This window comes from Bradyrhizobium sp. Kon58 (genome assembly GCF_055807455.1).
In genome coordinates, this window is record NZ_JBVVOT010000004.1 from 414,438 (window position 1) to 435,102 (window position 20,665).

Annotated in this window: 18 protein-coding genes; 5 read left to right on the top strand and 13 right to left on the bottom strand. The window is 64.6% G+C overall.

Annotation, left to right across the window (positions count from 1 at the left end; genetic code table 11):
* Positions 1–15 precede the first annotated feature (15 nt).
* The gene (gene soxX, locus AC0L20_RS10605; RefSeq protein WP_473288473.1) at positions 16–369 is read right to left on the bottom strand and encodes a sulfur oxidation c-type cytochrome SoxX; all 354 of its coding nucleotides are present in this window, start codon (positions 367–369) and stop codon (positions 16–18) included.
* Positions 370–615: 246 nt separating this feature from the next.
* On the opposite strand from soxX, the gene AC0L20_RS10610 reads away from it, so the two are divergent.
* Entirely contained in the window at positions 616–1,290 is a 675-nt protein-coding gene (locus AC0L20_RS10610; RefSeq protein WP_473288474.1) for a DUF938 domain-containing protein, read from the top strand.
* 171 nt (positions 1,291–1,461) lie between these two features.
* Here the strand turns inward: AC0L20_RS10610 and AC0L20_RS10615 are convergent, their stop codons facing one another.
* Positions 1,462–3,531, bottom strand: coding sequence for a prolyl oligopeptidase family serine peptidase (locus AC0L20_RS10615; protein ID WP_473288475.1), 2,070 nt, complete (start codon positions 3,529–3,531; stop codon positions 1,462–1,464).
* 219 nt (positions 3,532–3,750) lie between these two features.
* On the opposite strand from AC0L20_RS10615, the gene AC0L20_RS10620 reads away from it, so the two are divergent.
* The gene (locus AC0L20_RS10620) at positions 3,751–4,998 is read left to right on the top strand and encodes an MFS transporter (RefSeq protein ID WP_473288476.1); all 1,248 of its coding nucleotides are present in this window, start codon (positions 3,751–3,753) and stop codon (positions 4,996–4,998) included.
* Between the two features lie 141 nt (positions 4,999–5,139).
* Positions 5,140–6,378 (top strand): MFS transporter, encoded by a 1,239-nt coding sequence (locus AC0L20_RS10625; protein WP_473288477.1) that lies wholly within the window; start codon positions 5,140–5,142, stop codon positions 6,376–6,378.
* A gap of 127 nt (positions 6,379–6,505) precedes the next feature.
* Here AC0L20_RS10625 and AC0L20_RS10630 read toward each other — a convergent pair whose 3' ends face one another.
* A complete protein-coding gene (locus AC0L20_RS10630) occupies positions 6,506–7,000 on the bottom strand; it encodes a VOC family protein (RefSeq protein WP_473288478.1) in 495 nt (164 codons plus the stop codon).
* 91 nt (positions 7,001–7,091) lie between these two features.
* On the bottom strand, positions 7,092–7,637 hold the full coding sequence (locus AC0L20_RS10635; RefSeq protein ID WP_377828516.1) for a carboxymuconolactone decarboxylase family protein: 546 nt from the start codon (positions 7,635–7,637) through the stop codon (positions 7,092–7,094).
* 137 nt (positions 7,638–7,774) lie between these two features.
* Here AC0L20_RS10635 and AC0L20_RS10640 point away from each other — a divergent pair, with 137 nt between their 5' ends.
* Together AC0L20_RS10640 and AC0L20_RS10645 are read left to right on the top strand one after the other, a co-directional pair.
* On the top strand, positions 7,775–8,989 hold the full coding sequence (locus tag AC0L20_RS10640; RefSeq protein WP_473288479.1) for an acyl-CoA dehydrogenase family protein: 1,215 nt from the start codon (positions 7,775–7,777) through the stop codon (positions 8,987–8,989).
* 182 nt (positions 8,990–9,171) lie between these two features.
* The gene (locus tag AC0L20_RS10645) at positions 9,172–10,311 is read left to right on the top strand and encodes an acyl-CoA dehydrogenase family protein (protein WP_473288480.1); all 1,140 of its coding nucleotides are present in this window, start codon (positions 9,172–9,174) and stop codon (positions 10,309–10,311) included.
* 167 nt (positions 10,312–10,478) lie between these two features.
* On the opposite strand, the gene AC0L20_RS10650 is transcribed toward AC0L20_RS10645, so the two are convergent.
* The 9 genes from AC0L20_RS10650 to AC0L20_RS10690 all read right to left on the bottom strand — a co-directional run bounded on the left by AC0L20_RS10650 (position 10,479) and on the right by AC0L20_RS10690 (position 20,657).
* Positions 10,479–11,516: an amino acid ABC transporter substrate-binding protein gene (locus AC0L20_RS10650; RefSeq protein WP_027514482.1), complete on the bottom strand. Its 1,038-nt coding sequence runs from the start codon at positions 11,514–11,516 to the stop codon at positions 10,479–10,481.
* Between the two features lie 54 nt (positions 11,517–11,570).
* Positions 11,571–12,164 carry a L,D-transpeptidase gene (locus AC0L20_RS10655; RefSeq protein WP_354206045.1) on the bottom strand — a complete coding sequence of 198 codons (594 nt, stop codon included), beginning with the start codon at positions 12,162–12,164 and terminating at the stop codon, positions 11,571–11,573.
* 264 nt (positions 12,165–12,428) lie between these two features.
* Positions 12,429–13,403: a hypothetical protein gene (locus AC0L20_RS10660; protein ID WP_473288481.1), complete on the bottom strand. Its 975-nt coding sequence runs from the start codon at positions 13,401–13,403 to the stop codon at positions 12,429–12,431.
* Between the two features lie 84 nt (positions 13,404–13,487).
* Entirely contained in the window at positions 13,488–14,051 is a 564-nt protein-coding gene (locus tag AC0L20_RS10665) for a thioredoxin family protein (RefSeq protein WP_473288482.1), read from the bottom strand.
* Between the two features lie 31 nt (positions 14,052–14,082).
* The gene (locus AC0L20_RS10670) at positions 14,083–14,781 is read right to left on the bottom strand and encodes a cytochrome c biogenesis CcdA family protein (protein ID WP_473288483.1); all 699 of its coding nucleotides are present in this window, start codon (positions 14,779–14,781) and stop codon (positions 14,083–14,085) included.
* 364 nt (positions 14,782–15,145) lie between these two features.
* Positions 15,146–15,757 carry a sigma-70 family RNA polymerase sigma factor gene (locus AC0L20_RS10675; RefSeq protein WP_018456005.1) on the bottom strand — a complete coding sequence of 204 codons (612 nt, stop codon included), beginning with the start codon at positions 15,755–15,757 and terminating at the stop codon, positions 15,146–15,148.
* Between the two features lie 409 nt (positions 15,758–16,166).
* A complete protein-coding gene (locus tag AC0L20_RS10680; protein ID WP_007597984.1) occupies positions 16,167–16,901 on the bottom strand; it encodes a response regulator in 735 nt (244 codons plus the stop codon).
* A gap of 10 nt (positions 16,902–16,911) precedes the next feature.
* Positions 16,912–18,657 carry an ATP-binding response regulator gene (locus AC0L20_RS10685; RefSeq protein WP_473288484.1) on the bottom strand — a complete coding sequence of 582 codons (1,746 nt, stop codon included), beginning with the start codon at positions 18,655–18,657 and terminating at the stop codon, positions 16,912–16,914.
* Positions 18,627–20,657, bottom strand: a complete 2,031-nt coding sequence (locus AC0L20_RS10690) for a sensor histidine kinase (protein WP_473288519.1) — start codon at positions 20,655–20,657, stop codon at positions 18,627–18,629. The genes AC0L20_RS10685 and AC0L20_RS10690 overlap by 31 nt, the downstream gene beginning before the upstream one ends.
* Positions 20,658–20,665 lie beyond the last annotated feature (8 nt).

Sequence of the window (20,665 nt, forward strand, 5' to 3'; positions counted from 1 at the left end):
GTGGCGTGCCTGAAGTCACAGGGTCTGCAGGAAATCAACGATCGCGCTGATCTCCTGCTCGGTCAAAATCCGGTTCCGGCCGAACGGCGGCATCATGGTCTGCGGATTACGCTTGGTCTCGTCGAAGATGATTGCGGCCAGCTCGTTGCGATCGGGGTACTTGGCCTTGAGGTCCTTGAGTTCCGGCCCGATCGTTCCCGGCAGGTCGCCACCCCGGATGACATGGCAGGTCAGGCAATTGCCCTTGCCGCGGTCGAAAGCGAGTTTCTGGCCGTCGGCCACAGCGGACTGCGCCCGCGCCGGGCTGGCGAGGCCGGCGGCAATGGCCAGCAAGATGAACAGAACGGGCGTCCGGGAAAAGGCGGTCAAGGCGTCATTCCGAGGCGTTATATCGATGGTGTCGATCGCGAAATAGAAGCGTTCCAAAGCACAAAGGGCACCGCCTGACAATCAAGACTATGCACGCGACAAAATGAAGTTAATATCTTCCCCATTGCAACTAATGAGATTATTTGTTCGGCGATTTGGCCCGTGGGCGCGGGCCGGCTGTTTCCCTGAGCGTTTTGCCGCTCATGCTGTTTTCATCGCGTTCTCGTTTTTTCAAGGGGACCTCACTTGGCTGAATATGTCGTCGAATTCGGCAGGGATGGCGGTCGGGTCGAGTCCGATGGGCGGCTCGATGCACCGGCATTTCATCGTAATCACGAGCCGCTCTGGGCGGCACTGGAAAAGCATCTCGCCGGCTGCACCGGCAACGTGGTCGAGCTCGGCAGCGGAACCGGCCAGCACGTGGTCTACTTCGCCCGGCACACGCCCGGCCTGATCTGGTGGCCCAGCGATCTCAACCAGCGCCACCTCAAGAGCATCGAGGCCTGGCGCGTTCATTCAGGCCTGAAAAACATCCGCTCGCCGCTGCGGATCGATCTCACCGATCCCGATTGGTGTCCGGAGATGAAAAGCGGGCAGGCGCCGTCAAGTCTCGCCGCATTGTTCTGCGCCAATGTCATCCACATCGCGCCATGGAGCGTCGCCGAGGGCCTGTTCGCCGGCGCCGGCCGCTATTTGCGCGCCGACGGCAAGCTGTTCCTCTACGGCCCGTTCAAGCGCGGCGGCAAGCACATCGCACTCAGCAACGCCGTGTTCGACACCTCCTTGCGTGAAGGCAATCCCGACTGGGGCGTGCGTGATATCGCCGATGTCGAAGCGCTTGCGCGGGCGGTAGGCCTGAGCCTCGTCGACACGATCGAGATGCCGGCGAATAATCTCACGCTGGTGTTTGGGCGGGGTTGAGGCGCTGCTGCGAAGCCGCTCGGCCTCTATGGTTCGAGACGCGCCGTAAGGCGGCGCTCCTCACCATGAGGATCTAAGATTTGCCGCGAAACGCGTCCTCATCCTGAGGAGCCGCGCAGCGGCGTCTCGAAGGATGGCCGCGAAGCTCCTGCATCTCAGAACACCAGCCGGTCAACTCTCGCCGTCCTTCCACCCGATCTTGTCCTTCAAGAACCGAAAGCCAATCACCTCGAACCCGGCGCGCTCCTTGTTGTCCTTGCCGTAGCCGTGGCCGCCCGCTTCAGGCTCGTAGAACCAGGCCTCGTAGCCCATGGCCTGGAGCTTTGCGGCCATTTTGCGCGCATGCCCGGGATGGACACGGTCGTCCCGCCGCGTGGTGGCGATCAGAATCGGCGGATAGGGCTGGCCGGCTTTGACGTTGTGATAGGCGGAGTAGGTCTTCAGCCAGTCCCACTCCTCCGGCTTGTCGGGATCGCCATATTCCGCGATCCAGCTCGCGCCGGCGAGCAGCTTCGTGTAGCGGCGCATGTCGATCAGCGGGATGGTGCAGAACAGCGCGCCGAAACGTTCTGGGTATCGCACCAGCATATTGGTGATGAGGATGCCGCCGTTCGATCCACCCTGCGCGGCAATGCGCTTTGCTGTCGTCACGCCGCGACGGACGAGATCGGCGGCAACGGCTGCGAAATCGTCATGCGACAGTTTCTTGCCGGCGAGCCGGCCAGCATCGTGCCAGCGCGTGCCGAATTCGCCGCCGCCACGCAAATTCGCCTGCACCGTGGTGCCGCCGCGCTCCAGCCACAGCTTGCCGAGCGATGCGTTGTAATACGGCTTCACCGAATGGGCGAAGCCGCCATAAGCGCTCATATAGACCGGAGCATCGCCCGTCTCGCCGCTGGGGCCGGTCTGCACATAGGGAATGCGCTCGCCGTCGATCGAGATCGCCTCGTGCTGGGTCACCACGAGGCCGTCGGCGTTGAATGTTTTCGGCGCCTGTTTCAACACGATCGGGCTCGCGACGCCGCGCTCCATCAGCAGCAGCGACGGCGGCGTCAGCGGATCCTGCACATTGGCAAGCAGGTCGCCATTGCTCTCGGAAGGATGGCGATCCAGCGGCCAGATGTCGACGACGCCGATCTGCGGCAGACCGCCGAGTGATTCGCGGCTCCAGTTCGTGGCGGATGGCGTGCAGATCTCGAATTGCGGCTGGAGCTCGTCGAGGATCGACAGCACCAGTCTGTCTCCGGTCCAGAACAGACCTTGCAGGGCGCGGCGAGATTCCGGCTCGAACAGCACCGCGAAATCGCGGCTGCCGGCGAGGAAGGCCGAGAGCGACATGCCGAGCACCGTGTCGGCGGCATAGGTTTTGCCCTCGATCGACCAGGCTTCGCGCAGCTTCATCGCGAACCAGTCGCCATGCGCCTGCAACCAGATGCCGGTCGGCAGATCGAGCTTCGTCGTCGTGCCGTCTGCATCGCGCAGCCAGAGCGCATGATTGAAGAAGTCGATCTGGTCGACGATCCAGCTGCGTGGGGCCGCAGCGGTGTCGTCGACGATGCCGGAGATCGCCATATGATCGGCCGTGGTCTCGATGATTATTTGCGCCTGATCGACCGGCTGGCCGCGCCGCCACAGGCGAACCGTCCGCGAATATCCGGAAGCAGTCGCCATGCCTTCGCCATGGGCGCTCGACAGCAGCAGCGTGTCGGCATCGAGCCAATCGACGCCGCCCTTGGCTTCCGACAGCGCAAATCCGTCGGCAACGAAACTCTTGGTGTCGAGGTCGAATTCCCGCAAGGTGACGGCGTCGCTGCCACCGCGCGACAGGCCCAAAATGGCGCGCGCGCTTCCCTTCTGTGTGGTGATGCCGCTCAGCAGCCAGTCCTCGCCTTCGCGCGCGGCGAGCTGGTCGACATCCAGCATGATCTCCCACGTGGGATGCGGTTTGCGAAACTCGGCGAGCGAAGTCTTTCGCCACAGGCCGCGCGGGTTGGTGGCGTCCTTCCAGAGATTGTGCAGTTCGTCGCCGCGCCGGCTGACATAGGGAATGTTGTCGGGACGATCGTAGATCGCCGCGAGGATGTCGCGGTCGCGCGCGAAGGCCGCTCCGCCGAACGCGTCGAGCGTCAGGCTGTTCTGCCGCGTGACGAAATCGAGCGCCTGCTTGCCTTCGATCTCCTCCAGCCAGAGCCAGGGATCGTCGTCGGGAGCGCTAAGCGTGGGCCTGTCGTCGACGGACATGAACGAAACTCCGGAAGATTGCGGCGGATAGGATTTGATCGAGCGCAAGCCGTCAAGTGCGCGGCCCATTATCATCGGCCCGATTGCGTCAGAGACATGGCCTGCGCCCGTTTGCGCCGGTTGCCCGGCCTCCCGTGCCCCGCCATAGTGCCGGGAATCAAGCGAGCTCCTTGAAAGCCTTTGAAAGCCCCTCGAAAGCCCGTTGGGGCGGAAATGCCGATGCTGGATGTGACTGCAGCCAATGGGATCGCCGCCGACGCCCGCGTGCGCGCCAATGTGGTGCGCCTGGCCGCCGCGCAGGCGCTGACCGGCGCCAACTCGGCGGTGATCTTCGCCACCGGCGCGATCGTCGGCGCGACGCTCGCGCCCGACGTCTCGTTCGCGACCGTGCCGATCTCGATGTATGTGCTCGGCCTCGCCGCCGGCACGCTGCCGACCGGCGCGATCTCGCGCCGCTTCGGCCGCCGAATGGCTTTCATCGTCGGCACAGGTCTGGGCGCGCTGACCGGTCTGCTCGGCTGCTTCGCGATCCTGCACGCTTCGTTTCCGTTGTTCTGTCTGGCGACTTTTCTCGGCGGTCTCTACGGTGCGGTGGCGCAGTCCTATCGCTTCGCTGCCGCCGACGGCGCCAGTGCTGCCTATCGGCCCAAGGCGGTGTCCTGGGTGATGGCGGGCGGCGTGTTCGCCGGCGTGCTCGGTCCGCAGCTCGTGCAATGGACCATGGATGTCTGGCAGCCTTATCTGTTCGCTTTCAGCTTCCTGGTCCAGGCTGCCGTCGCGCTCATCGCGATGGGCATCGTCGCCGGGGTCGACATGCCGAAGCCGGCACCGGCCGATCTTCACGGCGGGCGGCCGCTGCTCGAGATCGTGACCCAGCCGCGCTTCATCGCGGCGGCGCTGTGCGGCGTCATCTCCTACCCCATGATGAATCTGGTGATGACCTCGGCGCCGCTTGCCATGAAGCTGTGCGGCTTGAGCGTTTCCGATTCCAATTTCGGCATTCAATGGCACATCGTCGCCATGTACGGGCCGAGCTTCTTCACGGGCGCGCTGATCGCCCGCTTCGGCGCGCGGAAGGTCGTTGCCGCCGGCCTGCTGCTGGAGGCCGGCGCGGCCGGCATCGGCCTGTCCGGCATCACGGCGATGCATTTCTGGGCCACGCTGATCGTGCTCGGTATCGGTTGGAATTTCTCCTTCATCGGCGCTTCCGCGCTGGTGCTGGAGACGCATCGGCCGCAGGAGCGCAACAAAGTGCAGGCCTTCAACGATTTCCTGGTGTTCGGCATGATGGCGATCGGTTCGTTCTCGTCCGGCCAATTGCTCGCCAGTTACGGCTGGTCCGCGGTGAACATGGTGGTGTTTCCGCCGGTGCTGCTCGGTCTCGCCGTGCTGTCGCTGGCGTCCTTTGCCCGCCGCCGCAAGGCGCGGCTGGACGCGGCCATGGGGGAGTTCCCGGATGCGATCTGAGATGGCGGGAGGCTGTCAGCAGCGTTGATAGTTCGATCCAGGTCGAAGTGATTTTCGGAGCCCGGGTTGTTACATGATGCTCGTCATGAACAGGCGAGCGTGAAGCACGGCGCTCGCGGGGGAAACGAAGGACAAGCGCAAATGCTCGACAATCCCCGGCACGATGCATCCATCGACGAATCCTCTCTCCGCTACGAAGGCTGGCGCATCGTTGCGGTCTGCTTCCTGCTCGCGACCTTCGGGTGGGGGCTCGGCTTCTACGGCCAGAGCGTCTATGTCGCCGAGCTCCAGCGCGCGCACGGCTGGTCGGCCTCGCTGATCTCGTCCGGCACGACGTTCTTCTATCTGTTCGGCGCGCTGCTCGTCGTCTTCGTCGGCGAGGCCGTCAACACATACGGCCCGCGCCTCGGGCTGATCGCGGGGACGCTCGCGATGTCGGCCGCGGCGGTCGCGATCGGCGCGGTGCGCGAGCCGTGGCAGCTGTATCTCGCGAACGCCGTGCTCGCCTTCGGCTGGGCCGGCACCAGCCTCGCCATGATCACCAACGCGATCAGCCTGTGGTTCGACCAGAAGCGCGGCATGGCGATCAGTCTGGCGCTGAACGGCGCAAGCTTCGGCGGCATCGTCGGCGTGCCGCTGCTGGTGACGTTGATCGGTCAGGTCGGCTTCGCCAGCGCGATGTTTATCGTTGCCGGCGCCATGCTCGTGCTGCTCGTGCCGGTGATCCTGATTGTCGTCGGCCGCCCGCCCGATCTCCATGGCCGGCGCGCCGCGACGAAAGCGAAGCCGCAATCGTCGGCGCAGATCCGCAGCCAGGCCTTGCGCGACGTCGGCTTCCTCACCGTGACCATTGCCTTTGCCTTGGTGTTGTTCGCGCAGGTCGGCTTCATCGTCCACCTGATCTCGTTCCTCGATCCCGTGATCGGGCGCGAGCGCGCGGCCGTCGCCGTTGCGGTGCTGACCGCGATGGCGGTGATCGGCCGGGTGCTGTTCTCGCTGGTGATCGACCGCCTCAACCAGCGGCTCGCCTCGGCGCTGTCGTTCCTGAGCCAGGCCGTGGCGCTTCTCGTGGTCATCAATTTGCACAATGACTACGTGCTGATCGCGGCCTGCGCATTGTTCGGCTTCTCGGTCGGCAATCTCATCACGCTGCCGTCGCTGATCGTGCAGCAGGAATTCGATTCCGCCTCGTTCGGCGTGCTGATCAGCCTCAACACCGCGATCAACCAGGTGACCTATGCGTTCGGCCCCGGCGTGGTCGGCTTTCTGCGTGATGTCTCCGGCGGCTACGAGCTGCCGTTCTATCTCTGCATTGCGCTGGAGCTGGCGGCGGCGGCGTTGATCATGGTGCGGGGCAAGCCGCATGTGAAGACTGCGTAGAGACGCGGCGTCGCTTCAACATCCTCCGTCATTGCGAGCGCAGCGAAGCAATCCAGACTGCCCCTGCGGAAAGATCCTGGATTGCTTCGTCGCTTCGCTCCTCGCAATGACGAGGAGGGAGTTGAGTTTAACCCTCGCGCTGCTTCAGCAGCTCCTCCACATCCAGCCGCTTCGTGAACATCGACAGCTTCCCGTCCGGCCCGAACGGCCATTGCTCCCGTGGCTTGTCCCAATACAGCTCCACGCCGTTCTGGTCCGGATCGCGCAAATAGAGCGCTTCGGACACGCCATGGTCGCTGGCCCCGTCGAGCGCAATGCCGGCCGAGAGCACGCGGTGCAGCGCATCCGCCAGTGCGGGCCGCGTCGGATAGAGGATCGCGGTGTGATAGAGGCCGGTCGTGCCGGGCGGCGGCGGCGAGCCGCCCTTGCTCTCCCAGGTGTTGAGCCCGATGTGGTGATGATAGCCGCCGGCCGAGATGAAGGCCGCGCCGGAGCCCATCCGCTGCATCAGCTCGAAACCGAGCACGCCGCAATAGAAGCCCATCGCGCGATCGAGATCGGCGACCTTGAGGTGAACGTGGCCGATCCTGGTGCCGGCGGCGACGGCTTGGTTCTGCGACATGCGGCTGCTCCGTTGATGAACTCCACATAAGCCCGGGCCCGGGACAGTGCTACCGGCCGATCCCGAAACCCAGCGTTTCCGGATAGGCAACTTACGACAACTCCCGCACCTCGCCCTCCGGCAGCTCGAACTCAAACGTGTTCAGCGTCATCGACACCAGCGTGTAATAGCCGCAGAGACCGATCACCTCGACCACGCCGCGCTCGCCGAGCAGCTTCACCGCCTCATCATAGAGGCCCTTCTCGACGCCGTGGCCCTCATGCAGCGACTTTGCGACGTCGTAGATCATCTTAGCCCTGGGATCGTCGAAGACGGGCGTGCGGCGGTCGCGGATGGCGTCGATGATGTCTGGGTCCATGCCGCCGGCAAGCGCCAGGCGCTTGTGCGCATACCATTCGTAATGCGCGGTCCAGTGCCGCGCCGTCACCAGGATCGCGATCTCCGAGAGCTTCGCAGGGAAGATCGTGTCGTAGCGCAGGACCTCGCCGAGCCGCGTGGCGTGACGGGCCATGTCGGGGCTGTTGAGCCAGGCCATCATCGGCGCCGGCGGCTTGCCGCGCTTGCCGGCAATCGACTCGTCATAGGTCTGCCGCTGGCTCTCGTTCATTTCGCCAGGCGAAAGAAGTTTCAGGCGCATTGTTGTTTCCTCTTTGTTTTCAAGCTTCGCGGTCGCGGCGACTATAGCGGATGCGTGACACGGAAGTGGTTGAATTCCGCGGGAGCTTGGCCCAGAGTCGCGGCCAACAAGCCGATTTAGATTGATGGAAACCACCAATGACTGACTCCAGAGCCAGCGAGACTGAGACCGCCGATCTCGAAACATTCCGCAGCGAAACGCGCGCCTGGTTGGAAGCCAACTGCCCGCCGGAGATGCGCAAGCCAGCGACGTCCGACGCCGACGTGTTCTGGGGCGGACGTAACGCAAAATTTTCGTCCGAGCCGCAGCGCATCTGGTTCGAGCGCATGCGCGACAAGGGCTGGACCGTACCCGATTGGCCGAAGGAGTACGGCGGCGGTGGCCTGAGCGCGGCCGAGCACAAGGTGCTGCGCGCGGAAATGGCAAGGATGGGCGCGCGTCCGCCGCTGTCGAGCTTCGGCATCTGGATGCTCGGGCCCGCGCTGCTGAAATACGGCAACGACGCCCAGAAGAAAGAGCATCTGCCGAAGATCGCGGCGGGCCTGATCCGCTGGTGCCAAGGCTATTCCGAGCCGAACGCCGGCTCCGATCTCGCCTCGCTGCAGACCCGCGCCGAGAGCGACGGCGACGATTTCGTCATCACGGGGTCGAAGATCTGGACGTCCTATGCCAACTACGCCGACTGGATCTTCTGCCTCGTCCGCACCGATCCCACCGCGAAGAAGCATGACGGCATCAGCTTCATCCTGTTCGACATGGCCTCTAAGGGCGTGACGACCAAGCCGATCCTGCTGATCTCCGGCTACTCGCCGTTCTGCGAGACCTTCTTCGACAATGTCCGCGTGCCGAAATCGCACGTGGTCGGCACCGTCAATCGCGGCTGGGACGTCGCAAAATATCTGCTCCAGCACGAGCGCGCGATGATATCAGGCATGGGCGAGCGCGGCGTCGGCCGTCCGCTGGGCCAGATCGCGGCCGATTCCGTCGGTACCGATGCGCTGGGACGGCTCGACGATGCGATGCTGCGCGGCCGGATCGCCAGCTTCGACGTCGACGAAGCTGCCCTTGCAGCCTGCGCCGAGCGCGCGGTCGATCTCGCCAAGGCGGGTCAGGCGCATCCGGCGTTCTCGTCGGCGATGAAATATTACGGCACCGAGCTCAACAAGCGCCGTTACGAGATCCTGATGTCGGCCGGCGGCCTCGATGCACTGGAATGGGAGAGTGAACGTTCGAAGCAAGGAGCGCGTCCGCGCGCCTGGCTGCGTACCAAGGCCAACTCGATCGAGGGCGGCACGACCGAGGTCATGCTCGGCATTGTCGCCAAGCGCATCCTCGATCTGCCGGGGGCTTAGCAAAAGTCCTCATCCTGAGGAGCGGCCGTCAGGCCGCGTCTCGAAGGATGAGTCGGGCCTACATGGTTCGAGACGGCGCGGAGTTTATCATCGGGCCGCGCATACGCGGACCCGGTGGCGCCTCCTCACCATGAGGTTCAACCACCGAATTCAGTCGAACCGCACTTTGTTGGAACACGCACATGGCCCTCGTCCTCACCGAAGAACAATCGATGCTCCGCGACAGCGCGCGCGGGTTGATCAGCGACAAGGCGCCGGTGTCGCATTTGCGGCATCTGCGCGACAGCAAAGACCCCACCGGCTTTTCCAAGGAGTTTTGGCATTCCTTCGCCGAGATGGGCTTTGCCGGCTTGCTGGTGCCGGAAGAGTTCGGCGGCAGCGGCCTCGGCTATGTCGAGGCCGGCGTGGTGATGGAGGAGATCGGCCGCACGCTGATGCCGTCGCCCTTCCTCGCCACCAGCGTGGTCGCGGCCTCGGCGCTGAACCGTGGCGGCAATGCCGCGCAGAAGTCGGAGTATCTGCCGAAGATTTCCAACGGCTCCCTGCTGGCGACGCTCGCGATCGACGAGGGCGCAAAACATCGCCCGCTTCAGACCAACCTCCGGGCCGTACGCGCCGGCAACGGCTTCAGGCTCTCCGGCGCCAAGGCGCTGGTGGTCGACGGTCACGTCGCCGATCTTCTCATTGTCGCGGCACGCACCGCCGGCTCGGCCGGTGAGCGCGAGGGGCTGACGCTGTTCCTGGTCAACCCGAAGGCCAAGGGCGTTGCGATCGAGCGCACCATCATGGTCGACGCGCACAATGCGGCGCGGATCGAGCTTGCCAATGTCGAAGTCGATGCCGACAGCGTGCTCGGCGAAGTCGACCAGGGCGCCGGCTTGCTCGACGGCGTGCTCGATATCGGGCGCGGCGCGGTGGCCTCCGAAATGGTCGGCCTGAGCGAAGAAGTGTTCAACCGCACCGTCGAGTACCTGAAGAGCCGCAAGCAGTTCGGCAAGCTGATCGGCGAATTCCAGGCGCTGCAGCACCGCGCCGCCGAGCTCTATGTCGACATCGAGATCACCCGCGCCGCCGTGATGAAGGCGCTGCAAGCGCTGGATACGGATGTCGCCAAGGCCGCATCAAGCGTCGCAGTGGCAAAAGCCCGCGCCGGCACCACCGCCATCCGCGCGGTGCAGGAAGGCGTGCAGATGCATGGCGGCATGGGCATGACCGACCAGTTCGACATCGGCTTCTTCATGAAGCGCGCGCGCGTGTGCGAGGAATTGTTCGGCGACGCCAATTACCACACCGAGCAGCTGGCCAGGGCGCGGGGGTATTGAGGCTCGTAGCCCGGATGGAGCGCAGCGAAATCCGGGTTCTGTCCACGCGGCGAGATCGCCCCGGATTGCGCTGCGCTCCATCCGGGCTACGGTCCTCGCGAGGACCGTCACCGCGGAGGGATTCTGGATTGCTTCGCTACGCTCGCAATGACGGTGGTTAGACCGTCTTATCGCACCGGCGGTGCGTACTGCACGCCGCCCGCATTCCACAGCTGGTTCATGCCGCGCGGGATCTTCAGCTTCGACTTCTCGCCGATGTTGCGCTCGTACATCTCGCCGTAATTGCCGACGTGGCGGATGATGCGGACCACCCAATCCTTGGTCAGGCCGAGCTGCTCGCCGTAATTGCCCTCGGTGCCGACCAGCCGCATCACTTCCGGCTTCTTCGATTTCAGGGCTTCGTCGATGTTCTCCGAGGAGACGCCGAGCTCCTCGGCGTTGATCATCGCGTACAGCGTCCACTTCACGATCATCATCCAGTCGTCGTCGCGCTGGCGCACGACGGGGGCGAGCGGCTCCTTGGAGATCATGTCCGGCAGGATCATGTGGTCGCCGGGCTTCGACAGGTTGATCCGCAGCGCGTAGAGCTGGGAGACGTCGGCGGAGAGCGTGTCGCATTTGCCGGTGTCGTAGGCTTTCACGACGTCGTCCAGCTTGTCGAACTTCACCTCTTCATACTTCATGTTGTTGGCACGGAAGTAATCCGCGACGTTGAGCGCCGTGGTGGTCCCGGTCTGGACGCAGACCTTGCTGCCGGTCAGGTCCAGCGCGGTTTCCTTGTTGCGCGCGCGCGGCAGCATGAAGCCCGCGCCGTCGTAATAGGCGACCGCGGGAAAATAGAGATCGTAGTCGAGCTCGCGCGCCATGCTCCAGGTCGAGTTGCGCGAGAGGATGTCCACCTTTCGGCTCTGCAATTCCTTGAAGCGCTCGCTGGCATCGAGCGCGACGAACTTCGCCTTGCTCGGGTCGTTGAAGATCGCGGAGGCCACCGCGCGGCAGAAATCGACGTCGAAGCCGGTCCAGTTGCCCTTGTCGTCGGGGATCGAGAAGCCCGGCAGGCCCTTGTTGACGCCGCACAGCACTTCGCCGCGGCGCACGGTGCGCTTCAGGGTCCGGGTGTCGTAGAATTCATAGATGATGGCCAGGACGGCGACCAGCACGGCGACTGCGAGCCCGATCAGCAGGCCGCCACGAAAAGTGCGCATCATGTTGCTCTCTCGAAATAATCGGGAAAAGGAATATTCGCCAGGGCGAGGAGATCAGAGCTCGGGCTTCTGCCGGATGACAACCTTGGTGCCGACAGGGACGCGATCGTAGAGATCGGCGACGTCGCGGTTGACGAGCCGGAAGCAGCCGGAGGAGACCTTGGTGCCGATCGTGTCGGGCCGGTTGGTGCCGTGGATGCGGTAGACCGTGGTGCCGAGATACATCGCGCGGGCGCCGAGCGGATTACCGGGGCCGCCGGCCATGAAGCGCGGCAGATAGGGCTGGCGCTGGATCATCTCCGGCGGCGGCGTCCAGTCCGGCCATTCCTTCTTGTTGGTGATGTTCACCAGCCCCTGCCACTGAAAACCATCGCGGCCGACGCCGATGCCGTAGCGGATCGCACGACCGCCGGGCTGCACCAGATAGAGGTGCCGTTCGGCCGTCGAGATGATGAGCGTGCCGGGCGCTTCGGTGGTGCGGAAGTAGACGACCTGCTTCTGCCATTCCGGATCGAGCTCGAAAGCATCGTCGGCGACCAGGCCCGGCTCGTCGCCGCGGTCGGGCTGCTGGGCGTAGGCATGGGGCGCGGACAGGATCAGGCCGATTGCAGCCACAAATATCCCGGTCAGGCGACGAAAATCCGTCATTTCAAGCTCTCCCCCACTGCCACAGCGAATATCGTTCGGAACCATCTGAACCCAGCGGCAGCTTCATGGCAAGTTGATGGCGCGCTCGGCTGGTATGTCACGAGAATGCTTTGGTTTTTTGACGGACCGCGCGCAATGCCACAAACAGGGGATGGCGCGAAAAGCAGTGAGCCGGGCACGATCTGCTCCCTCTTCCGCAAGCGGGAGAGGCTCAGACCGAGCGAGCCGCGAGATCAAACTTCGCCAACTCGCACGAGATGCCAGCTAGATCTGGTTGTTCTCCGGCTTAATCCCGAGCCGCCGGACGATCTCCGTCCCCACGGCCCGGGCCTCAGGCCGAGAGCCGATGCGAGGGCTGCGAAACCGTTGCCCGGACTGCAATCGGATCACGACGATGCAGTGCTCGTCCTCGGACCGGCCGCGGCGCTCGACCGTGATCGTCTTCACGTCGCGCCCTTCGATGTGGTCGGCGCGCAACGTGCCGTCGCCCCACAGGCGTTCGACGCGGATGTCGCCTTGGCGGATGATCCAGAAAGCGCCGGTCACAAGGTTGGCATAACGGGAAACGCCGAAAGCGGCGATCGCGCCGACCGGCAGCAGCATGATGTCGATCGGCCCGGGCGACAGGCCACGCCACAGCCTGTAGGCGTAGGGAACGGCGCACAATGCGACGACGATCAGTGCGACGATCCTGATGTCCCTCGTGGAAAACGGCTCGAGGGGGTCGCCGAGACGCATCTCGGGATTGCTGGCATCGAGCGGATTGACCGGAGACTCGACGTCGGGAACGTCGAATTGCGCGGCGATCCGCGCCACCGTGTCGTGCACGTGGGTGACATCGGCGATCGGCGGCGATGTCAGGCGCTCACCGGAGGCCAACGTGAAGGCCAGCTGGAAGCGCGCTTTCGCCCTCTTGCTGCCGGGAACCTGCAATCCCCTGATGTCGTCTTTGCCGACGATCCGCGTCCGAAGTTTTCCGAACGGACGCTGCTCCCCGATTAGGATCTCGTCCGGCGTGATGATCCACACCACCGCCGGCGCCAGCATGATGATAGCGACGAACGCCGCTCCCACCAGCAGCGCGACCACGGAGATGATCACCTCCAGGGAATCGTGTGTGAACAGGCCCGGCGTGAAGCACAGCGCGACGGCGGCCGCAAAGCCGGACATGACCAGCCGCTGCGCGATCGAGGCGCCTTCACGAAGGCGAATGTCAGTGCTGCTGGTGGCGTCGTCCATCGCGGGCGGCTGATTACGTGGCCCGCGAAACTCCACGGACGGGTCCGTGGAGTCAAGCAACAACGGCGAGACCCGCGCCGGGTGTCAGCTATTGGCGTTCAGCAGCTTTGCCACGGTGCGGTCGATCTCGTCATAGCGGCCTTCGCCCGCGTGCTGGAACACGATCTTGCCGTTCTGGTCGATGATGTACTGCGCCGGCCAATACTGGTTGCTGTAGGCGTTCCAGGTCCTGGAATAATTGTCCTGCGCCACCGGATAGGTGATGCCGTGCCGCTTCAGCGCCGCCTGCACATTGGAGGCCGAGCGCTCGAACGGGAATTCCGGCGTGTGCACGCCGACCACGACGAGACCCCGGTCCTTGTACTTGGCGTAGAGCTCGGTGACGTGCGGCAGCGTGTTGACGCAGTTGACGCAGCCATAGGTCCAGAAGTCCACCAGCACGACCTTGCCGCGGAGGTCGGCGAGGCTGAGCGGCTTCGAGTTGAACCAGTTGTTGATGCCGGCGAAGTCGGGCGCGGTCTGTTGGCTGGCGGCAGCGGTGACGACAGGGACGGCGCGCGCGGCCTCGTCGCAGATGCCGGGGATGACGGCGCCTGTTACGGCGATGCCGATCAGTGCGGCGGAGACGGCGAGCAGTTTGAAAGTCATGGACGAGTCCTCCGGTTGAGATGCGCGATGATCACAGGCCGATCTGGCCGGTGGGATAGAAGCCGGTGAGCCACGCCACGATCAGCGTGTCGTATTGGAAATAGGCGGCGACGGCGAAGCCGATCACGACGACGCCAAAACCCTGCTGCAGCCGCGGCGAGATGCGCGCGAGACTGCGCACCCGGGTGGTGGCGGCCTGCCCGCCATAGGCGATCGCCAGCATCGGGATCGCCGCGCCGATGGCGTAGGCGATCAGCAGCGTGCCGGCCCAGCCAAAATTCTTCGTGGTCGCGACCAGCGTCAGGATCGAGCCGAGCACGGGACCGGCGCAGGGCGTCCAGACCAGGCCAAGCGTGGTGCCGAGCACGAGCCCGCCGAGCGCGCCCTCGCGCTGGGTGGCGCCGGAGTTGCCGAGATCGAGCCAGCCATTGAGCCGGATCGACAGCCATTCGAACGGCGCCGGCCACAGCATCAACAGGCCGAAGCCGAGCAGCAGGATCGAGGCCGCCTCGCGCAGCACGTTCGGATCGAAATCGAACAGCCGCGTGATCGCACCGAGCAGCAGCGCGGTCGCGGAGAACGAGATGACGAAGCCGAGCGCGATCATCGCAGGGCGCAGATGCGAGCTGCGGCCGATCGAGGCGCCGAGCAGGATCGGCAGCATCGGCAGCGTGCACGGCGCGGCGATCGTGAGGATGCCGGCGAGGATGGCAAAGAGAAGTTCGAGCATCGGGGCACTCGTGATGGGGTCACGAGGATGGTTCGTGGGTGATGGGCGCATTGTTACGAGTGTCACGTGCTCGTGACGGCGGGAGTACCGGCCAAGGGGGGAGGAATGAGAGAGACGTGCCCGCCTCACTCAAGCGCACAGCCGCAGCCGTCCACCCCCAAACACAAAACGACCCGGAGGGGGGGCATCCCGTCCGGGTCGTTGGAGGTCTTGGGAGGTTTAACGAAACCGTATGTGAGCTTTATAGGAGGGAAGTTTTTCCGCCTGATGTTGTGCTTTGTTTCAATTGTTTCGTCGGCGGTAACACTTCCGTGTCCGGGACAGGACCAAAACAAATGTCCTATCCCATTGAAATATTTGAGCTTCAGGCGGCGAATCGCTCGACGCCGCAGCCCTTAAGCAATTCGGCGAGTTGCTTGCGGGCGTAGAACATCCGGGTCTTCACCGTGCTCTGCGGGATGCCGATGATCTGTCCGACCTCCTCCACCGACTTCTCATGGTAGTAGACGAGGGTGATGATTTCCCGATGCGCGGGCGACAGCTTCTGAACGCAGGCGCGCAGGATGGCGCTGGTGTCGCTGCGGTCGAGCGAGGTCTCCGGCGTGTCGCAACCGTCGGCGATCTGACGCACGTCCTCCTGGTCGATGTCCTCGAAGCGGCGCTGACGCATCGCGGTCAGCGCCTTGAAGCGGGCGATCGAGAGCAGCCAGGTCGAAACCTGCGAGCGGCCCTGGAATTGGCCGGCGGTCCGCCACACGTCCAGAAACACCTGGCTGACGAGGTCTTCCGCCGTGGTGGCGTCGCGCACGATCCGCAGGATGAAGCGGTAGACGCGCACATTGTGCCGGCAATAAAGGATGTGCATGGACGTCCGGTTGCCGTCGGCAATGCTTTCGAGAAGCATGTCGTCCGAGGTCGCCTGAGCGGCAATGATGCTCTGGCTGGCTTGGGCGTTGATGGCGATGACGTTCGGCATTGACTTGGCTCCCCGTAGCGCCGCAACCGAGCGGCGTTTCCTTCGACCAAAGTGTTAATGAGCCAACGTTTCGGGACGTCTGCACGAAAAGGGGAAAATGGTTTCGTGCGCCATCAAATTGTTTCGTCGAATTAGCCGCGACGAAACATTCGGGGCAAAAAAGCGTGGAATTTCAATGTACGGAAAATACGGGGGTGGGGATTAGGCGACGAGCGGAGGCGCCGGGAACGTATTTCGGGCTTTTGCGTTCGCACTCCCCGTGTCGTCCTGGACAAGCGAGCAAAGCGAGCGCCGATCCAGGACCCATTACCCCAGGGAGAAGTTTGACGACAACTGGCGATCACCAGCCGTCTCCCAAATGACCCGTCGGGGTAATGGGTCCTGGCTTTCGCCAGGACGACAATGGCCCCTACGCCTTCTCGCCCGCCGGCGAGAACAGATAGCCGCCGCCGCGGATGGTGCGGATCACGGCGGGTTTTGCCGGATCGGGCTCGATCTTGCGGCGGATGCGCATGATGCGCAGATCGACGGCGCGGTCGAAGGCTTCGGCGTCGCGCGCATTGGCCAATTCCAGCAGGCGCTCGCGCGACAGCACGCGCTTCGGATTAGCCGCGAACACCTTCAAGAGCCCGAACTCGGATGCGGTCAGCGGGTGCTCGTTGCCCTCGTCGTCGCGCAAGGCCTGCGCTTCGAGATCGAGCCACTTCGTCCCGAACCGTACCAATTGCTCCTTGTCCGATTTCGCAGCCGCCGTTTCGGCCACGGCTTTCGCCGGCGCGCTCCGGCGCAGCACCGAGCGGATGCGCGCCATCAGCTCACGCAGCTCGCACGGCTTGGCCACGTAATCGTCGGCGCCGAGCTCGAGGCCGACGACGCGGTCGATCGGGCTCGCCGTCGCCGTCAGCATGATCACCGGCACGTTGATGCGGCTCTTGAGGTCGCGGATGATCGAGAGCCCGTCTTCCTCAGGCATGTTGAGGTCGAGCACGACGAGGTCGGGCATGCTGCCGTCGATCGCCGTGCGCAACGACTTGCCGCCGTCGCACAGCGTCACGGTGAAGCCGTGCATCTTGAGGTAATCGCCGACCATCTCCCGGGCCGGGGCCTCGTCGTCGACGATCATGATGTGCTGGCTTTGGGTCATGGTCCTGAGATCACGGAATTTCGGTCGCGGGGAGGGTGATGGTGAAGGTCGAGCCCTTGCCGGGGCCCTCGCTCTCGGCGGTCACCTCGCCGCCATGCATGTCGATAATACGCTTGACGATGGACAACCCAAGCCCGGTCGAGCTCTCGCCGGCGGTCGGTTTTGCCGACAGCCGCTGGAACCGGCCGAACAGGCGGCCGAGGTCCTCCGGCGACAGGCCGGCGCCCTCGTCGCTGACGCGGACGATGGTGTCGCCGCCTTCATGGCTGACGATGACGCCGATCTTGCCGCCGATCGGCGAGTATTTGATGGCGTTGCTGATGAGGTTGTCGATCGCCTCGCGGATGCGGTCGGTGTCGCACATGGTGACGATGTTGACGGGCGCGGTGACGCTGATCGCCTGCTGCTTGTTGACGGCGAGCGGCTGGTTGGCCTCGGCGACTTCCTTGACCAGGGCCGCGACGTCGACCGGCTCGCGGCGGATGGTGATGTCGAAGGCGTCGGCCATGGCGTCCGAGATCAGATGATCGACCATCGTGGTCAGGCGCTTGGTCGCATCGCGGATGTGATCGACCTGGGCGACCACGCCGCCTGACGACGCGCCGGTCGAGATCAGCTCCTTCAGCATCTCGGTGCGGCCGAGGATGACGCCGAGCGGGTTCTTCAGATCGTGGGCGACGGTGCCGAGAATTTCGTTCTTGAAGCCGTTGGCGCGCTGCAGCCGCAGCCATTGCGCCGAGAGCCGGCGGTTGGCCTGCATCAGCGCGCGGGTGCGCTGGGCGACGCGGTCTTCCAGCTGGGTGTTGGCGGCCTGGAGCTGCTGGTAGAGGATGACGTTGTCGAAGGCGATCGAGAGCCGGCTGGAGAAGATCTCGACCAGCGAGCGGTCGGTCTCGGACAGCTCGCGCTCGGCCTGCAGCAGCACCACGACCTCGCGGCCGCTTCCGGTGCGCAAATAGATCACGCTGCGGTGGTCGGCGAATTCGTTCTTGCGGCCCTGGAAAGCGGCTTCCACCATCGCGCGCAGATCGGGGTCGAGCGCCTTCGACGAGGTCGTGCCGATGAAGCGGCTGTAGCAGCCGCTGCCGGCGAGCACCGAGAGCTCGGGGTCGAGGCCGCCATTGTCGCGCAGGACCAGGATGCCGGCGCAATCGACGTTGAGCAGCGAGGCAAGCTGGGTCAGCACGCCCTCGGCGAGCCGCTGCATCGACTTGAAATCGTACAGCGTGGAAGCCGCGTCGATGATGATCTCGAGCCCGCGCCTTGTCTGCAGCATGCGCTCGAGCTGCTGGTAGGAGCGCAGCGCCGCGGTCAGCGAGGTGAACAGCTTGTCGGCGGTGAGCTCGGTCTTGGCCTTGTAGTCGTTGATGTCGTACTGCACGATCACGCGCCGCTCGGGCGCCTGGCCGGGCTGTCCGGTGCGCAGGATGATGCGCACGGTCTCGTTCTTGAGCTCGTTGCGGATGTACTCGACCAGCTCGAGGCCGGCGACATCAGTCTCCATGATGACGTCGAGCAGCACGGCGGCGATGTCGTTATGCGCGGCCATCAGCTTGCGACCTTCGGCCGCGGAATGGGCGGAGAGGATCTCCAGGCCCTGGCCGTTGAGGTTGTAGTCGGACAGCGCAAAACGCGTGCCGTCATGCACGGCCGGATCGTCGTCGATGACGGCGATCTTCCATTTCCGGGCGTCAACATCCTCCGATGCGGTACCGGTGTCGTCGATCAGGTGGAGGACATCGTCCTGTTCGGCCATTGAGAAGTCCCGTCAGTCTCTGTGCTTTGCCCGCCGCCTTTGGCGACCCGGGGCATGATAATGCGAAAAGTGGTGCCTTGTCCCAGCTTGGATTCCAGCATCATGCGACCGCCGAGCTGCTGGGTGACGAGGTTATAGACGATATGGAGGCCGAGTCCCGTGCCACCTTCATTGCGCCTGGTGGTAAAGAATGGGTCAAAGGCCTGGCGCTGCACGTCGGAGGTCATGCCGGCCCCGTCATCGGTGAAGATGATCTCGACGTCGTCGGCCCCGCGGGGCCGCGCCGAGATCGTGATCGTGCCGGCGCGGCCGTCGGCAAAGGCGTGGTTGGCGGCATTGAGGAACAAATTGGTCAGGATCTGGCCGTATGAGCCGGGATAGCCGTCGAGCAGCAGCCCCTCGGGCATGTCGACATGGAGCGTGATCGGCGACCGCTTCAGCACCGGGCGCAGACTCGCGATGATCTGGTCGGTGGCTTCGCTCAGTGAGAATGGCCGCCGCTCGGCATGGGAGCGGTCGACCGCGACCTGCTTGAACGACTGGATCAGTTCGCCGGCGCGCTGGAGATTGGCGACGAGTTGCTGCGAGGCGTCGCGCGAGGACTGCACGAATTCTTCCAGCTGCGAGCGGCGCAGGCCGCCGTCGCCCTTGAGCTGGGCCTCGAAGATCTCGGTGCGCCGGGCAAAGCTCGACGCAACGGTGAGGCTGATGCCGATCGGATTGTTGACCTCGTGCGCGACGCCGGCGACGAGGCCGCCGAGGGCTGCAAGCCTCTCGGCATCGATCAGATTCTGCTGCGCGGCATTGAGCTCGAGCAGCGCGCTCTCGGCCTTTTCCTTGGACGCACGCAGCTCGTCCTCGGTCTCGCGCTTCGCGATCGCGTTTTCGCGGAATACTTCCACTGCGCGCGCCATGGCCCCGACTTCGTCGCGCGCGCGCGTGCCCTGCACCTCGCGGCCGAGGTCGCCGAGCGTGATCGCGCGCATCGCCGCCATGATCTGCTGCAGCGGCAGCCGGATCGACAGCGCGATCAGCACGCCGGCGGTGAGGATGATGCCGAGGAAGATCACGGCGATGGAAAGAACACGGCGGGAAATGTCCGCCAGCGTGCGGTCGAACGTCTCCTGTGCCTTCTGCTCGCGCTGGCGCATCTTGGTGGAGAGATCGTCGATGGCGCCGATCGCCTCGGCCTGGTTGGCGTCGATGGTGTTGCGCAGCAGCTCGGTACGGTTCGTGAGCTGCTCGGAGAGCTTTGCGAAGCCCTCGCGTAGCGCGGCGGTCCGGGCCGCCAGCCGTCGCAGCGCCATGCGCTGGAGGTCGTTGTCGGCGAGATCGATCATCACGGGGATGGTCTTCTCGATGGTCTCGGTGTTGCGGCGGGCGTCGTCGGCCGCACCCGATGATAGCGACAGATAGTAGGAATTGGCCGCGACCAGCATCGCGGTGAAGGCCTCGCGCGACTTGCCCAGCGAGGGCCAGATCAGCGCGTCGCGGTGGCCGGTGGCGCCTTCGATGATGGAGTAAAGCCCGGCCATGTCCCTGGCCGGTCCCTGCACCTGATCTTCATAGGTCTTCGCGATGGTGGCCTGCACGCCGCGCAGCTCGCCGAAGCCGTTGAGGAAGCGGTCGGTGGTGCGCTCCAGCTCCTCGACCGAACCCGACAGCATCGGGTCCTTGGCGGCACGGTTGGCCAGCGTCCCCAGCACCGCCTCGCGCAGCAGCAGGATCTCGGCGAACAGATCGGGGCTCGGCTGGTTGATGTAGCGGTGGATCAGATTGTGCAGCCGCCCGGTCTCGCTTTCGAGCAGAGCCAGGATGCGGTCGGATTCGCGCACCTGGCGCACGTCGTCCCAGGCCGAGCCGAGCACCTGCGAGCCGTTCCAGATCAGCCCGACCAGCACGATGACCACGGCGGAGTTCAGCGCCGCGATCGACAGGATGCGCCAGCGGATCGGCACCGCCCGGAGCACGCCGACCAGCCGCGCGCGCAGCCGCCCCATCGGGCCGG